Source organism: Arenibacterium halophilum (genome assembly GCF_005938225.1).
Lineage (GTDB): Bacteria > Pseudomonadota > Alphaproteobacteria > Rhodobacterales > Rhodobacteraceae > Arenibacterium > Arenibacterium halophilum.
Genome location: NZ_VCPC01000003.1, coordinates 379,160 through 394,675, shown reverse-complemented (window position 1 = coordinate 394,675; position 15,516 = coordinate 379,160). Strand labels below are relative to the sequence as shown.

At 64.4% G+C, this 15,516-nt stretch carries 9 protein-coding genes; 3 read left to right on the top strand and 6 right to left on the bottom strand.

Annotated features, from left to right (window positions below; genetic code table 11):
- Nucleotides 1-65 precede the first annotated feature (65 nt).
- On the top strand, nucleotides 66-2,612 hold the full coding sequence (locus FGK64_RS15100) for a hybrid sensor histidine kinase/response regulator (RefSeq protein ID WP_138864665.1): 2,547 nt from the start codon (nucleotides 66-68) through the stop codon (nucleotides 2,610-2,612).
- Between the two features lie 221 nt (nucleotides 2,613-2,833).
- On the opposite strand, the gene FGK64_RS15095 is transcribed toward FGK64_RS15100, so the two are convergent.
- Both FGK64_RS15095 and FGK64_RS15090 read right to left on the bottom strand, forming a co-directional pair.
- On the bottom strand, nucleotides 2,834-3,922 hold the full coding sequence (locus FGK64_RS15095; RefSeq protein WP_171054095.1) for a sensor histidine kinase: 1,089 nt from the start codon (nucleotides 3,920-3,922) through the stop codon (nucleotides 2,834-2,836).
- A gap of 88 nt (nucleotides 3,923-4,010) precedes the next feature.
- Nucleotides 4,011-4,964: a LysR family transcriptional regulator gene (locus FGK64_RS15090; protein ID WP_138864663.1), complete on the bottom strand. Its 954-nt coding sequence runs from the start codon at nucleotides 4,962-4,964 to the stop codon at nucleotides 4,011-4,013.
- 207 nt (nucleotides 4,965-5,171) lie between these two features.
- Here FGK64_RS15090 and FGK64_RS15085 point away from each other — a divergent pair, with 207 nt between their 5' ends.
- Together FGK64_RS15085 and FGK64_RS15080 are read left to right on the top strand one after the other, a co-directional pair.
- Nucleotides 5,172-6,995: an autotransporter assembly complex protein TamA gene (locus FGK64_RS15085; protein WP_246057782.1), complete on the top strand. Its 1,824-nt coding sequence runs from the start codon at nucleotides 5,172-5,174 to the stop codon at nucleotides 6,993-6,995.
- Entirely contained in the window at nucleotides 6,995-11,161 is a 4,167-nt protein-coding gene (locus FGK64_RS15080) for a translocation/assembly module TamB domain-containing protein (protein ID WP_138864661.1), read from the top strand. Before FGK64_RS15085 ends, FGK64_RS15080 begins: the two co-directional genes overlap by 1 nt.
- 184 nt (nucleotides 11,162-11,345) lie before the next feature.
- Here FGK64_RS15080 and FGK64_RS15075 read toward each other — a convergent pair whose 3' ends face one another.
- The 4 genes from FGK64_RS15075 to xylF form a co-directional block, all read right to left on the bottom strand.
- Nucleotides 11,346-12,299 carry a glucokinase gene (locus FGK64_RS15075; RefSeq protein ID WP_138864660.1) on the bottom strand — a complete coding sequence of 318 codons (954 nt, stop codon included), beginning with the start codon at nucleotides 12,297-12,299 and terminating at the stop codon, nucleotides 11,346-11,348.
- 3 nt (nucleotides 12,300-12,302) lie between these two features.
- A complete protein-coding gene (locus FGK64_RS15070; RefSeq protein WP_138864659.1) occupies nucleotides 12,303-13,061 on the bottom strand; it encodes an ATP-binding cassette domain-containing protein in 759 nt (252 codons plus the stop codon).
- Nucleotides 13,061-14,359 carry a sugar ABC transporter permease gene (locus FGK64_RS15065; protein WP_138864658.1) on the bottom strand — a complete coding sequence of 433 codons (1,299 nt, stop codon included), beginning with the start codon at nucleotides 14,357-14,359 and terminating at the stop codon, nucleotides 13,061-13,063. Before FGK64_RS15065 ends, FGK64_RS15070 begins: the two co-directional genes overlap by 1 nt.
- A gap of 80 nt (nucleotides 14,360-14,439) precedes the next feature.
- Nucleotides 14,440-15,468 carry a D-xylose ABC transporter substrate-binding protein gene (xylF, locus tag FGK64_RS15060; RefSeq protein ID WP_138864657.1) on the bottom strand — a complete coding sequence of 343 codons (1,029 nt, stop codon included), beginning with the start codon at nucleotides 15,466-15,468 and terminating at the stop codon, nucleotides 14,440-14,442.
- Nucleotides 15,469-15,516 lie beyond the last annotated feature (48 nt).

Sequence of the window (15,516 nt, the reverse complement as noted above, 5' to 3'; positions counted from 1 at the left end):
GCCCGGCCCGGCGCCCCAAGGCCGGGCCGGTTGGCCACGGCCAACCTGACAGAGGTTGCAGGATCGTGGACAAGGCCCGGACTCCCACTGCCGGATCGAAATACCGCACTGTGCTTGCGGTCTTCGGGCTGACTCTGTGCATCAGTATCGTGGCCGGCCTGTCCTGGCGTCTGCTCCAGGAAATCGACGACGTATCGGCTGCCAACTCCGACAACCTCGAATTCACCCTCGCGCAAAGCGACGTGGAATTCGCGCATTTCCGGCTGGCGATCGAAAAGGCCGTGCAGAGGAAGGCTGAAATCGCCACTGTCCGGCGCAGGTTCGACATTTTCTACAGCCGCATCGACACGTTGTCGCGCGGAGCGTTTTATCGCCGCATCGGGGCGTCAGCCGACTTTCAGGCACCGCTGGAACGCATTCGCAGCTTTCTTGACGCCACCGTGCCGCTGATCGACGGGGCCGATGACACCCTGCGTGCCGCCCTGCCGCCTTTGGCAGAACAGGCCGAGATACGCGCGGCCGATGTCCGCGCGCTGACGCTGGCGGGGCTGGCAAATTCGTCTCAACTGGCAGATGAGCGCCGTGTCGGGCTGCTGCGCACATTGATCGCGATATCGTCGGTGCTGGGTCTTCTGGTCGCCGGGCTGGGGCTGCTGGCTTTGAAATTGCTGCATCTTGCCCGTTTGGCCGAGGTGCAGACCCGCGCAGTACAGGACGCGGCCAAGCAGTTACAGATCATCGTCGATACAGCGCTGGATGCCATCATCGTGACCGATCCGGCCGGGCGCATTCGCGAATTCAACCCAGCCGCAACGCGCATCTTCGACCGGCCGCGCGATCAAGCCATCGGCCGCACAATTTTCGATATTGTGCTTCCCGAAGACAGCCATGACGCCCTGCGTGACGCGGGCACGGCGCTGCTGACCGGGCAACGTCAGGCCCTGACGGCCGAGCGCAGGCTGGAAACCACAGCCATCGACGCCGCCGGGCGCCGCTTTCCGGTCGAGATATCACTGGATGTCGCCGACGCGCGCGGCGGCCGCGTGTTCGTGGCCTATATTCGTGACATTTCCCGCCGCAAGGCGGACGAAGCCGCGCTGACGGAAGCGCGCGACAAAGCTCTTGCCGGGGAACGCGCGAAGGCCGAATTCCTTGCCATCACCAGCCACGAGATGCGCACACCGCTGAACGGAATGCTCGGCACGATGGAGCTGTTGCAGGATGAAGACTTGCCGCCCCGGCAGGCCGAGTTGCTGGAACGGATGCACAATTCGGGGCAGATGCTGCTGGGGCTGGCCAATGACGTGCTGGACCTTGCCAAGTTCGAGGCCGGAAAATTGCAGGCAGAACGCTGCTCGTTTGCGCTGCCGCCGTTGCTGGATGGGATCCTGTCGACGGCAGCGCCGATGGCCACCGCCAACGGGAACCACATGGCATGGCACTGGCTTGGTGCGCCCAGAGATATTGTACAGGGTGACCCGCGACGCCTGCGCCAGGTGCTGCTGAACCTTGTCGGGAATGCTGTCAAATTCACGCGCGGCGGCAAGATCACGATTACGGCACAGCGGGCCGAAGGGCCGGGCGACAGGGTCATCTTTCGCGTATCCGATACCGGGATCGGCATTGCTCCCGACGATATTGAGCGAATTTTCCGCGATTTCGAAACACTTGATTCATCCTATGCCCGCAAGGCCGACGGCACCGGGCTTGGCCTGGGAATCGCGCGGCGATTGTCTGATCTGATGGGCGGGCAGATCACGGCCGAAAGCGTACTTGGAAAGGGCAGCACGTTCAGCTTGTGCCTGCCGCTGCCAGCCGGGCAACTGGCCGATACACCCGCAACCTCTGCCCCAATCGGCGTGTCGAAGGCGACACCCTTGGACTTACTTGTGGTCGAGGACAATGAGGTGAACCGGTTTGTTTTGCGCAAGATGCTGCATGCAATGGGGCACCGGGTGACCGAAGCAACGGATGGGCGCGCCGGGGTCGAGATGGCCATCAACCGTTGCTTCGATGCGATCCTGATGGACATCTCGATGCCCGTGATGGACGGGACAGAAGCCGCGCAGCGCATTCGCGCCGCCGGGGGCGGATCGCACCGGGCACCGATCATTGCTGTCACCGCTCATGCCCTGCCAGAGGAAACCGCCAGGTTTCGCGACATCGGGATGGATCACTGCATCAGCAAACCGATCAGCCGTTCGACGCTGACGCGAACACTTGCGCAACTTCCTGCCCCCCGGCCCGCCGCTCCTCCCGCGCCGTTGGCGCTGCTGGATACGGCAGTGCTGGCCGATCTTGACGATGCAATGCCCACCGAAGAACGCGATCGATTGATAGCGCGCTTTCTGCAGGATACCGGCGCGGAAATCCGGGTACTGGCGGCCCTTGATCCCGACGTGCCCGATTTGAGAGCACGCATTCACAACTGCGCGGGCAGCTGTGGCACCTTTGGATTTGTCGCAATGGGACAATCGCTCCGCGACATCGAATCCAAACTGAAGCGCGGCGAAGCGGTCAGCCCGGCAAATCTTGCCGCATTGCCAAAGATCTGGGCGGAGAGTGCTGCGGCTTTGGCAGCCAGCCATGGACATGCGGCCGAAGCACCCTAACCTTTCGAATAGGCAACGGCGCAAATGCCCTTCCGTCACGCGACGAACGCGATGTCGACGGATGGAATTTTCCGCGCTATGGTCCACTTGGCCGACTTATAAACTGGCCTCCACTCACGATACCGGGCCTGTGTCGGGGATTCATGACACAGGTCCGGCGCGCATCGCCCGGGCGAAAATCGCAACGTGAATACCCCTGCTGCCTTTCATTTCGAAAGCCGTCAGAACGCGACTTTCAGATAACTGCCGCCCGCCGAAAGCGTGGTTTCAAGCTCGCCGCCCAGCTGCGCCGCGGCAGCCTGCATCAGGCTTTGCCCCAGCCCGCCAATCCGCGATGGCGGCGCCACAAGCGCGGCACCGTTTGAACCAAGACCGTTGTCGCGGCAGATCAGCTGATGCCCATCCACCGTCTTTTCGATCGCGATGGCGATTTCACCAGCGGCGCCCTCCGGAAAGCCGTGTTTCAGCGAATTGGCGGCGAATTCGCTGACAATCATCCCTATGGCCGAGGCCTGATCGTGGCTGAGGTGGAAGGCCTCGCAGCTTTGCACGATAACAACCTGCCCGCCTGCAGCGGCCTGAAGGTGGCTGCAAACCCGGCTCAGGAACGTCTGGATGTTTACCACGCTGCCGGTGACAGAATTCTGCAGCTCTTCGTGCAGCGCGCCGGTGGCGTCGATGCGCCGTTGGATCGCTTCCAGCGCCGGTTTGGCCGCCGGGTCGCTGACGCCACGCGCGTAAAGCCGGACGAAAGAGGCGATCGTCTGCAACGAATTCTTGACCCGGTGATCCATCTCGGCCCGCAGGGTCTCTTGCTGTTTCAGCGCCTGTTTCAGCTCGATCTGCCGCATCACCTGCCGCGCCAGAACGCGCAGGGTGTCGCGCTGCAACTCGGTCAGCTTGCGCGGCTTGTCATCCAACACGCACAGCATCCCCATCGGCAGCCCGTCTTCCGCCACCAGAGGCGCCCCGGCGTAAAACCGCAGGTTCGGTTCGCCTGCTACAAGCGGATTCGACACGGTCCGCGGATCGTTGCGCGTATCTTCGACCTCGAAAAACCCATCTTCCAAAATGGCGTGGGCGCAGATGGATTTATCCAACCCGGTTTCCGGATCGGCCATTCCAACGCGGGCCTTGAACCACTGTCGGTCTTCCGCGACGAGGCTGATCAACGAAATGGGGGTTTCGCAGATACGTGACGCCAAGGCCACGACTTCGTCGAACTCGGCCTCTGCCTCGGTATCAAGTATGTCGAGCGATTGCAGAGTTGCCAGACGGCCTGCCTGATCGGAATGAGGGTCAGCAATCAATTCAAGGCCCATCCCAACTGGTAAAATACGGAAATGCGTGGATACACGGGCGCGCCCCAGACGCAAATAAAATTTGGTTAGATTTGTTTCAATTTGCGACTTTCGGCGTGATCGCGCTCAGGTCGGTTCCGGGGTCAAGTCGCCGAACCGCCAAGCCAAGTTGCCCAGCCGCGAAATCCATGAAGAGCCGCGTCTTGGGGTCCTGCAGGCGCCGGTGGCTATAGAGGCAAGCCATCTGGACATCCACGGGCGGTGTCGCGGTGGCCACCGGCACCAAGCGGCCAGCCGCCAGATGATCCGCGACCTCGAACAGGGGCTTTAACACGACACCCTCTCCGGCAAGCGCCCATTGCGTCAGCACATCGCCATCGTCGCACTCGCTGCGGCCTGTCACCGCGAATTTCTGCGGGCCCGCCGGGGTCGACAGCAGCCATTGGAACTCGGGCGCCCCGGGGTAGCGCAGGTTCAGGCAATTGTGCGCCTCGCGCAGAAGCGCCGCCCCGTCCTGCGGCATCCCCCGTGCGGCGACGTACGCGGGGGCAGCGCAGAGCACACGGCGGCAGTCAGCGATCTTGCGAATGCGCAACGTGCTGTCGGCGGGCTGGCCCAGGAAAAATGCAAGGTCCAGACCTTCGCCCGTCAGATCCACGGCGCGATCCGTCAGCCGCAGCCGCACCGAGATTTCGGGATATTTGGCCAAAAATTCAGGAACGAGCGGCGCAATCAACCGCCGACCCAGCCCCAGCGGTGCCGCGACGAACAGGGAACCGCGCGGCGCCTCGGTCAGCCGTGTCACCTGCGCTTCGGCGCTGTCGACCGCTTCGAGCACACCGCAGGCCCCATCGTAGAACGCCTTGCCCTGTTCGGTTGGCGTCAGGCTGCGCGTCGTGCGCTGGAACAGCCGCACGTTCAAATAGGATTCCAGCTGCGAAATCCGGGCCGAGGTGACCGCAGGCGAAATCCGCAGATCGCGCCCGGCGGCCGACATCGAGCCAAGCTCGTAAACGCGCACGAAAGTCCGGATGTTGTCGAAATAGGACATTTTATTGTTTTGATTGATAAAACGGCCATCTGTCAAACGATCCGCGCATCTGCCGCTACGGCACAGACGCCGGTGCCCGGATCGCGCGCGAAACGGCGCGCATGGAACCGCAGTCGCGGCTTTCGCGTTTATCCCTGATGTGCCGCATGATACATGCAAGGGGCAAGCGATGGCAGCCGCCGTCGACTGATAGGGGCATTGGGGTAAGTGACGGTACTGGTGGGGTTTTCGCCGAATCGCAAAACAGCGTTCAACATTGTCGCCGCCGCCTGTCTGGCTGCCCTTGCCATGGCCGGACCGTTGCGCGCGCTCGAATCGACGCTGAGCGCCCCGGGACTTCCTGAAGATGTGATCGACCAGATCGAAGGATCTTCCGCGACACTGGCCGCGCAGGACAATGACCAGACCAGCCCGCAGGAAATCCTTGCCGCCGCGCTGGCCGATTACCGCACAATCGTGCAGGTGCTGTACGATGCCGGCTATTTCAGTCCGCAGGTTTCGATCCGGCTGGACGGGCGCGAGGCGTCGAACATTCCGCTGATCAACCCGCCAGGTCAGGTGGCGCGTGCCACCATCACCGTGAACCCGGGTCGCCAGTTCCGCTTTGGCACTGCGCGTGTCGCCCCGGTTGCCCCGGGAACGGACCTGCCGCCCGAATTCGCCACCGGACAGGTCGCCACCACTGGCACAATCCGCGCCGCCGCACTCGGCGCGCGCGACGGCTGGCGAAACGTGGGGCACGCCAAGGCCAGCGTGGGCGATCAGAGCATCACCGCCAATCACTCCGCCGCCCGGGTGGACGCCGATATCCGCATCATTCCCGGTCCGCAGCTGCGGTTTGGCCGCCTGTCCGTCAGCGGCAACACGCGGATGCGGACCGAGGCGATCCAGCGCATCGCCGGGTTGCCGTGGGATGAAACCTATAGCCCCGAGATGGTTCAGCGCGTGGCGGCCCGGCTGCGGCGAACCGGCGTGTTTAGTTCCGTCAGCATTGTCGAGGCCGACACACCCAACGCCGACGGAACGCTCGATTTCACCGCGAATGTTGCCGAGCAGCTGCCCCGCCGCATCACGTTTGGCGCCGAGATCGCGTCGAACAGCGGGGTGACGCTCTCAGCCGCATGGCTGCACCGCAACCTATTTGGTGCGGGCGAACGATTCCGGCTGGAAGGCGAAATTCGCAACATTGGCGGCGATCAGGACATCGACGGCCGGGTTGCCTTCCGCCTTGACCGCCCCGCGCGGCTGGGCCGCGACAACAACCTGTTCTACCTTGGCTCGATCGAGCGGATTGACCGCGACCATTACGATCTGAACCGGGCCATGCTGGGCGTGGGTGTGCGGCGCATCTTCTCGGACACGCTGATGGCCAAAGCCTCGCTTGAAATCAGCACGACCAGGGCCGACGATGCCTTTGGCACCGACCGCAAGTTCGATCTGATCTCTCTGCCCTTCACTGCGGAATGGGACAGGCGCGATTCGGAAACCAGCGCGACGCAAGGGTTCTACCTGAACGCGCGGCTTACGCCCTTTGCCGGGATCAGCGGATCGGGATCTGGGCTTGCCGCCTATGCCGACGGGCGCGGGTATCTAAGCTTTGGTGAAGACGGGCGCATCGTGCTGGCCGGGCGGGTACAGCTTGGGTCGGTCGTCGGGCCATCGCTGTCGGAAATCTCGCCCGACATGCTGTTCTTCTCTGGCGGCGCGGGCACCGTGCGCGGCCAACCCTATGAATCGCTTGGCATTCCGGTGGGCGCCAACATTGCAGGGGGCCGATCGATGCTGGCCGCCACTGCCGAAATCCGTGCCCGTGTGGCGCAGAAAATCACGCTGGTCGGGTTCTACGACATCGGGGCCATCGACAGTTCTTCCTTTGTATCCGGTTCCTCACGGCGCCATGCCGGCGCGGGCATCGGTATCCGCTATGATCTGGGCGCCATCGGGCCGATCCGGTTGGATCTGGCCAAGCCGGTCAGCGGGTCCACCGGGGACGGGCTGCAATTCTACCTTGGGATCGGGCAGGCCTTTTGATGCGTCTTCTTGCGAGCCTTCTTCTGGCGCTGAGTTGCCTTGCCACGCCATCGTTTGCGCAGGATGACGAAAGCGGCGGCTTTATCGCCGACCTGTTGCAGAACGCGCTGTCGGGGGAAAACCGCAACGTCCGAGTGATCGGGCTGGAGGGGGCACTCAGCACCCGCGCCACCCTGCGCCAGTTGACGGTGTCGGACGACGAAGGCGTGTGGCTGACCATCGAAAACGCCGTGCTGGATTGGAGCCGCTCGGCCCTGCTGCGCGGTAATCTTCAGGTGCAAACGCTGAGCGCCGAGCGTATCGCGGTGGCCCGCCGCCCCGGCGTGACGACCGACCCCGATCTGCCCACGCCCGAGGCGCAGCCCTTTGCGCTGCCCGAATTGCCCGTGTCGGTCACCATCGAAGACATCTCGGTTGACCGGCTGGAATTGGCCGAGCCAGTCGCAGGCCGCGCTGCCGACCTGACATTCAAGGGCGCGCTGAGCCTGATCGACGGGGCGCTGGACGCCGATGTCGCGCTGACCCGGATCGACCGCCCCGGCGACCAGATCACGCTGAAAGCCGATTACAGTAACTCCAGCCGCGAGTTGGTGCTGGATCTCTCCGTGATCGAGGATGCAGACGGGTTGTTCACCGAGATCCTTAACATCCCCGACCGGCCCTCGCTGGCGCTGACCGCGCGCGGCGCAGGGCCAATTTCGGACGTGGGCATCGACATCACGCTGGCGACTGATGATGTGGAACGCATCGCAGGCCAAATTCGCCTGACGGAAGAGGAAGACGGAAGCGACCAGCCCGGCACCGCCTTTTCGGCCGAGCTTGCAGGCGATCTGACTCCGTTGATCGCCCCGTCTTACCACGAGTTCTTTGGGAATTCCGCGCAACTGGCCATTTCGGGACGACGTGGCGGCGATGGCAGCTTTGACCTGCCGGAATTTTCGCTGGCTGCCAATGCGCTGAACCTGACGGGCGCGCTTACCACCGATGCGGCGGGCAAGCTGCGCCGCGCCGATCTGAGCGGGCGCATCGAACCGCCCGAGGGGCAAACAGTGGTCCTGCCCGCCGGGACGCCGCCGATGTCGGTTGCGGGTGCCAATATCGCGCTGCAATTCGACGCCGATGCCAGCAACGGCTGGACGCTGGACGCCGATCTGCGCGGCCTTGCCCGGGTTGATTTCGAAGCCGAGCGCGCGCAGTTGACCGGGCGCGGCACGCTGGACCAGACCGGCGCGCCCCGTCTGGTGGGCACGATCACCGCCCAGCTTGACGGCCTTGCGCTGGTGAACCCCGCACTGAATCGCGCGGTGGGCAGCAGCTTGGCCCTGAGCGGCAATGTCGACTGGCAATCGGGTGGCGCGGTGCAACTGGACGGGTTCGAGCTGACCGGCACCGATTACGCCGCGCGAGTTACGGGCCGTGTTGACGGGCTCGACACCGGGTTCCGCCTGACCGGCGAAGCCGAAGTCGAAGCCGACGATCTGTCGCGCTTTTCCGATCTGGCCGGGCGCAATCTGTCGGGCGCGGCCAATGCCACGCTGCGCGGCACCGGCTCGCCCCTAGGCGGCGATTTCGATCTGCAACTCGCCGCCGAAACCCGAGATCTGACCACAGGCATCGCGCAGTTGAACGCGATCACCGGCGGCAATACCTCGCTGGCTCTGGACGCCATGCGCGATGAAACCGGCACGACCCTGCGCAGCTTCGATCTGACAGGTGAGGCACTGGAGGCGACCGCCAGCGGCACCATCCGAAGCACCGCCAGCGATTTCGATTTTCGCGCGCGTCTGGACGACCTGGCCCGCATCGTACCGCAATCGCCGGGGCCGGTGACCCTGTCGGGCGATCTGCGCCATCAGGGGGAAGTGGTGAATGCCCGGGTCCAATTCCGCGCACCCGATGCGACCACCGCCAATATCACCGCCACGCTGCAGGCCGATGGCGCCGCCGATATCGATTATATCGCCACGGTAAACGGGCTGGAAAAATTCGTACCCGCCCTGAATGGCACGCTGCAATCCACCGGCACCGCCCGCCGCAGCACCGAAGCCGGCTGGACTGTCACAGCCAACACCAGCGGCAGCGCGGGGATCACGGGCGACTTTCAGGCCGATTTCTCGGAAAGCACGGGCGATCTGGCCCTGGACTTCGATGCGGCGTTCGAGCGGCTGGAACGGCTCGTCCCCCAGGTTGCCGGCACGCTGGCAGCAGACGGCAAAGCCACCCGCTCCGGTGCGGGCGCCTGGGACGTCGAAGCGCAGACCAGCGGCAGCGCGGGGCTGACCGGTACGCTGGCAGCCACCTATGATGAACCCACCGGCGCCGCGCGTACCGAATTTGACACCACGGTCGAGCGCATCGAACGCTTCGTGCCACAGCTGGCCGGATCGCTCACCACCGCAGGCACCGCCAATCGTGCGCCCGACACCACATGGACCGCCGCGATAGACACCGGCGGCACTGCCGGGCTGTCCGGCAATTTCCGTGGCAGTTTCACCGAAACCACCGGCGCGCTGGACGTGTTCTTTGACGCGGCCTTCGACCGGGTGCAGGCCTTCCTGCCCGATCTTGCGGGCGGCATAGCCGCCAAAGGCCGCGCCCGGCGGTTCGAGGAAAAGACATGGCAGGTCAACGCGGTGGCCGAAGGCTCGGCGGGGCTGTCGGGCACTTTCCGCGCCACCTATGACGAAGCCAGCACCGACGCGCAGCTGTATTTCGACGCGGCGCTGGAGCGCATCCAACGACTCGTCCCCGATTTCGCGGGGACGCTGACGGCAGCGGGCGAAGCCGCCCGCGCCGGCAATGTCTGGAGCCTAGACGCCATGGCGACAGGCCCCGGCGGGATCGAGGCCGATCTGGACGGCACCTATGATCAGGCCGCCAACCGCGCCGATGTGACAGCGCGGGGGCAGGCGCAACTGGGGCTCGCAAATGCGGTGATCCGGCCGAATTCAATCACCGGCACCGCACGGTTTGATCTGGCGCTGAATGGCACGCCGGGGCTGAACGCGCTGTCGGGCACTGTAACGGCCAATGGTGCATCGGTCGCCATTCCCGCCGTGGGGCAGGCGATCACCGGACTGGATACATCCGTGCGGCTGGGCAGCGGCAGCGCCCAAATCAACGCCAGTGGCGGCTTGCGTGCGGGTGGGCGGTTCACCGTGTCCGGCCCTTTCGGTCTGAGCGCGCCGTTCAATGCAGGGCTTGCCATTGCCTTGCAGAACATCGTGCTGACAGACAACCTGTCCTATAAATCTACCTCGAATGGCGCGCTGCGCTTCGACGGCGGGCTGACCGGCGGTGGCACAATCGGCGGGCAAATCACCTTTGGCGAAACCGAAATCAACATCGCCGCCGTGTCGGGCGCCATCGGCACCGCGCCAATCCCCACCATCCGCCATGTCGGGGAATCCGGCGCCACGCGGCGCACACGCGCGCGCGCCGGCCTGCTGGACCAAGGTGGCGGCGCGTCGGCGGCCTACGGGCTTGACCTTGTGCTGAACGCGCCCAGCCGCATCTTCGTGCGCGGACGCGGGCTGAACGCCGAACTGGGTGGCAGCGTGCGCGTCGGCGGCACCACCGCCAACGTCGTCCCCTCAGGGCGGATCGGTCTGATCCGGGGCTATATGGACATACTCGGCCGCCGCCTGACCCTGACCGAGGGATCGGTATCGATGCAAGGGCGACTGGAGCCTTACCTGAACTTCGCCGCCACCACCTCGACCTCGGAAGGCGAAGCAACGCTGGCCGTCACCGGCCCTGCCAGCACGCCGCGAATCGAGGTGACCTCGGTTCCCGAGCGCCCCAGCGAAGAGGCATTGGCGATGCTGCTGTTCGGTGACAAGTTCACTGATCTGTCGCCGCTGAAACTGGCGCAACTGGGCGCTCAGCTTGCCACGCTTTCGGGCCGCGGGGGCGGGTTCCTCGACAAGGTCCGTCAGGGTCTGGGAGTCGACAACCTTGACCTTGGCACCGACGACGACGGGCGCGCGCAGGTCGGCCTTGGCGGCTATATCTCGGACAATGTCTACACCGACGTGACGATCAACGCCGAAGGCGACAGCGAAGTGAACCTGAACCTTGATTTGACGAAAGAGCTGACGATCAAGGGCTCGGTCAACAACACTGGAGAAACCGGGCTTGGGTTGTTCTTTCAGCGTGACTACTGAGCGCCACGCTGGGCGATCCAAACCGACAGGACCAACAAGTCGCCAGGTTGGAGGGGGCTCTGCCCCCGCCCGCTGCGCGGACTCCCCCGGGATATTTGACCCCAAAGATGTCAATTAATCCCTTGCTTCTTTGGGGGGCAAATATCCCCGCCGGAGGCTTCGTGCGGAAGCGCGAAATTAGACCCTAAAGGACGCGCGATCCATTGGCGTCAGCCATACGAGCCAACCCCGTGAGTGCGGCGCCGTCGTCGGTGATAAGATATAGCGGTGCCTGTGCCACAAGGTCTGCGAAGGGACCATCACGTGTGGCGGCTTCAAGGAAAGCCTGGTGCGCACCCGATTGCAGCAAACCGCGCGCAACGGTGCCGGCGAAATGAACACCCCCCAGCGGCAGATACTGAAACACCAGCTCGCGCGTCAGCTGGCCAAGCAGCGACGCCGCAAGCGTCAGGCTTGCCGTCATCGACGCATCTGACCCAGCTCCATCGACGATCTCGCGCGCGGCGATCCTTCTGCCCGTCCGCAGCTGATGCAACCGTTCCAGACCACGCCCCGAGAACAGGTGTTCGTTGGTGGTAAAAGTCTCCTCCGAGTCAGGCAAAAACTTTCCGAGAGCGTCCTTCAGTGTGGAGGGAAGACTGGCGTGCCCCAGTTCCGCGCCCAGAACATGCGGACCGGCCGATGTTGTGAGCACTTGGCAGACGTTGAACCCCGTGCCAAGGCCCACGACAAGTGCCGGCCTGGTCGTGCTGTCGAGACTCGCCGGATTGCGCAGAATGTTCTGCTGATCCTGCCTCAAGGCCGGAAGCGCATGACCAAGCGCGACCAGATCGTTGACCAGTTGCACCTTGGCCCCGCCGCCGGGAAGGGCTAGCGCAATATCCTGCGGCCGGAACACCCAGTCGCGGTTGGTCAGCCTTGCCAGCGTCCCGGTCACCGGACCCGCAACGGCGATGCGGGCGATTGTGACGGACCCGGGCTTGTGATCTTCGATATAGGCGCCGAGGAGGCTGGCGAAATCTGGAAAGGCGTCGTTGGCATACCGGGCCACGGCACCGGTGCAGCCACCTTCGACCAGCGCGAGCCGCGTGTTGGTGCCGCCGACATCGCCCACCAACATGCGGGACGGCGTGCCCATCGCCTAGCCCGCCTTGGGCGGTTTGCCGAGGATGATCATGCCTAGCAGGTCGTCATCCGTCACATCCGCCACATCCACCGTGCCGACCAGCTTGCCGTTCTTCATCACGCTGGCCCGGTCGCAGAGTTTCATCACGTCGTGTATGTCGTGGCTGATCAGGAAAATCCCGATACCCTGCGCCTTAAGCCGCTGAATCAGTTCGGACACCATCTGGGTTTCATGCGGGCCCAGCGCGGCGGTGGGTTCGTCCATGATCAGGATCTGCGCATCGAAATAGACCGCTCGGGCGATGGCGACGGATTGCCTCTGCCCGCCCGACAACGCCGAGACCGGGGCGTTGAACTTGCGAAAGTTCGGGTTCAGCTGCGCCATGATGCGGCGGGTCTCGGCCTCCATCGCGTCGTCATCGACCAGCCCCAGCGGCGTCACCAGCTCGCGCCCCAGGAACAGGTTGCTGGCGGCATCCAGGTTGTCGGCCAGCGCCAGCGTCTGGTAGATCGTTTCGATCTTGTGGCGGCGCGCGTCGCGGGGGTTTTCGATCTTGACCGGCGCGCCCTTGATCCGGATCTCGCCGGAATCCGCCTTGTAGGCCCCCGAGAGGATCTTGATCAGTGTCGATTTTCCGGCCCCGTTGTGACCCAACAGGCCGACAACCTCGCCCGCGTGCAGATCGACGCTGACGTGATCCACCGCGTGGACCCCGCCGAAGCTGATGCAGATGTCGTCCATCTCGACCAGCTTTTCGCCCTGTTGCCCTGCCATCACGCTGCCCCCGTCCGTCTGCGATAGATGATGTCGATCAGCACGGCGAGCACGAGCACCGCGCCCACCACGATGTTCTGCAAGGGCGCATCGACCCCCACCATCGCCATGCCAGATTGCAGCGATTGCATGATCAGCGCGCCAAGGATCGCGCCGTGGATCGTGCCCATGCCGCCCGCCAGCGCGGTGCCGCCGATCACGGCCGCCGCGATCACGCGCAATTCGTCCAGCGTGCCGATGTCGTTGGAGTGGTTGGTCAGCCGGGCCGAGGCCACCACCGCCGAGATCGCACAAAGCACACCCATAAGGGCGAAAATCTTGACGGTCAGCCAGCGCGTGTTGATCCCCGACAGTTCGGCCGCATCGGGGTTGCCACCGGTGGCAAAGACATACCGGCCAAACCGCGTGCGCCGCGCGATGAGTGTCATGACAATGGCGATGGCGATCAGCACAAGCACCGAAATCGGCAACCCATAGGATTGGGTGAAGCCCTCGGGCATCACCTCTCCGCGCATTTCGAACAGCCGTTGCAGGCGGCGCGCCGGCACCTCGTAGGCGTTCAGCACGGCCACGAAGCCAAGGATCGCGGCGCCGATCACCCCTGCCAGAACCACTTCGGCCCAGATCGGTTTTACCGGGAAGTCATGGCGGATCTTGTTGCGCCGCGCGGCCCACAGCCCGAACAGCGCCCCGGCCAGCGCCAGCAAGCCCACGACCCACGAAGCTGACGCCCCCAGCGTACCGTTGATCCCGCCGAATTTCTGAAACGTGTCATCCAGCGGGCCAATCGTCTTGCCGCTGGTGATGTACCAGGCCGCGTTGCGCCAGACCAGCAGCCCGCCCAGCGTCACGATGAACGCCGGGATCGTCAGGTATCCGATCAGCCAGCCATGAAACGCACCGATAAGCGCGCCACATATAACGCCCACCGCGATGGCGATCCAGGGCGTCAGCGGGTGGCCCAGCCCGAGCCCGAGCAGGTACGGCAGGATTTCTGTCTGCGTCATCGCCATCACGGCCGAACAGGTCGCCAGAAGCGCGCCCACCGACAGGTCGATGTGGCGAGTGACGATGATGAACACCATGCCCGTTGCCATGATCGCCACGCTGACGGTTTGGATCGTCAGGTTGAAGATGTTGCGCGGGGTGAGGAAACGGCCATCGGTCAGCACGTTGAACACAAGGCAGACGAGGATGAAGGCGCCGATCATGCCCAACAGGCGCAGGTCGATTTCAAGCGTTTGCAGAAGTGATCTGCGCGGTGCAGGCGCAGCGCTGTCGATCTCGCTATGTGCCATAGTCAGCCCCCCTCGTGGCCTTGCAGGTGGCCCCACCACAGAGGCGGTGAGGCAAGGGCGCAGTTGCGCCGTTCAGACGATCAGTTGCAGGGGGCCGGTCCGCCCGAAACGCCCTGACACAGGGCGTCCTTTTCGATCCATCCGGCATCGACCACGGCGCCAAGGTTGTCGCGTGTGATCGGCATCGGGGCCAGGAACTTGGCCCAGAGCGTGGTGCCCGCCGGGCTGTCCCACTCTGCCGCGCCGTCGACCTCCGACATCCTGGAACCCCCGGCCAGCGCCACGGCGATCTCGCCCGCCGCCTTGCCCAACTCGCGCGCGTCCTTCCAGACGCTGACGGTCTGGGTGCCCTTGGCGACCCGGTTCAGCGCCGCGTGGTCACCGTCCTGGCCCGAGACCGGGATGCCTTCCATCCCCTGCGCAGTCAGCGCGGCAACTGCGCCCCCGGCGGTACCGTCGTTAGAGGCGACAACCGCATCCACCGCGTTGTCATTCGCGGTCAGGATCTGCTCCATGTTGCGCTGCGCGTTGGCAGGCAGCCAGCCATCCGTATAGGCCTCGGCCACGATGGTGATCTTGCCTTCATCAATCGCCGCCTGCAGCACCTCTTGCTGGCCGCCCCGCAGGAAGTCAGCGTTCGGATCGGTGGGAGAGCCCTTGATCATGACGTAGTTGCCCTCGGGCTGCTGTTCGAGCACTGCGCGCGCCTGCATCCGCCCCACCTCCACGTTGTCGAAGGTCAGGTAAAAGGCGCGGTTGTCCTCGATCAGCCGGTCATAGCCCACGACCGGAATGCCCTCGGCGGCGGCGGCATCCACTGCAGGGCCAATGGCCTGGCTGTCTTGTGCCAGAATGATCAGCGCGTCGGCGCCCTGGGCGATCAGGCTCTCCACATCCGACAACTGCTTGCTGGCCGAGCTCTGCGCGTCGGCCGAAATATAGGCCGCGCCCGCCGCCTCCAGCGCCGATTTGATCGCGGCTTCGTCGGTTTTCCAGCGTTCTTCCTGAAAGTTCGACCAGCTGACGCCAACGGTCAGATCCTGCGCCAGCGCCGCGGTTCCGATAAAGGCGCCGGCCAGTGCCGCCGTCGCCGTTGCAACAAATCTCATGATCTCCCTCCGGTTTTATGTCCCCGCCGCCGGTATGGCGTCCTCCAC

Coding starts and splice junctions, on each gene's coding strand:
- xylF (WP_138864657.1), bottom strand. CDS start 15,468: ATGAGATTTGTTGCAACGGCGACGGCGGCACTGGCCGGCGCCTTTATC.
- FGK64_RS15070 (WP_138864659.1), bottom strand. CDS start 13,061: ATGGCAGGGCAACAGGGCGAAAAGCTGGTCGAGATGGACGACATCTGC.
- FGK64_RS15090 (WP_138864663.1), bottom strand. CDS start 4,964: ATGTCCTATTTCGACAACATCCGGACTTTCGTGCGCGTTTACGAGCTT.
- FGK64_RS15065 (WP_138864658.1), bottom strand. CDS start 14,359: ATGGCACATAGCGAGATCGACAGCGCTGCGCCTGCACCGCGCAGATCA.
- FGK64_RS15080 (WP_138864661.1), top strand. CDS start 6,995: ATGCGTCTTCTTGCGAGCCTTCTTCTGGCGCTGAGTTGCCTTGCCACG.
- FGK64_RS15075 (WP_138864660.1), bottom strand. CDS start 12,299: ATGGGCACGCCGTCCCGCATGTTGGTGGGCGATGTCGGCGGCACCAAC.